Here is a 598-nt window from a genome sequence, read left to right on the forward strand (position 1 = left end):
GGCCGACGATCGCGGCCGCGCTCGTCGAGGCCGACGTCGAACTCGGCGACGTGGACGCCGTCGCGGTGACCAGCGGTCCGGGGCTCGCGGGAGCGCTCATGGTCGGTGTCGGCGCGGCCAAGGCGCTGTCGCTCGCGCTCGAGAAGCCGATCTACGCGGTGAACCACCTGGTCGGCCACGTCGGCGCCGACCTCCTCGACGACGAGGCGCCGCTGGAGACCCCGACGGTCGCCCTGCTCGTGTCAGGCGGTCACACGTCGCTCCTCCTCGTGCGTGACCTCGTCGCCGACGTCGAGCTGCTCGGCGAGACCATCGACGACGCCGCGGGCGAGGCCTTCGACAAGGTGGCCCGCCTCCTCGGCCTGCCGTACCCCGGCGGGCCCGAGATCGACCGCGCGGCACTGGGGGGTGACCCCACGGCGATCCGCTTCCCCCGAGGCCTCACGCTGCCGAAGGACCTGGTGGCGCACCGCTACGACTTCAGCTTCTCCGGGCTGAAGACCGCGGTGGCGCGCTGGGTCGAGCAGCGCGAGGCTGCCGGCGAGCCCGTGCCCGTCGCCGACGTGGCGGCGAGCTTCCGGGAGGCCGTCGTCGACGT

Annotated in this window: 1 protein-coding gene; it reads left to right on the top strand. The window is 74.1% G+C overall.

Translation table 11 applies throughout. From position 1 onward, the window contains the following. On the top strand, positions 1 to 598 hold a 598-nt coding region (locus GH736_RS24050; RefSeq protein WP_407922390.1), incomplete at both ends, for a tRNA (adenosine(37)-N6)-threonylcarbamoyltransferase complex transferase subunit TsaD.

It is taken from the genome of Agromyces humi (genome assembly GCF_009720255.1).
GTDB classification, from domain to species: domain Bacteria; phylum Actinomycetota; class Actinomycetes; order Actinomycetales; family Microbacteriaceae; genus Agromyces; species Agromyces humi.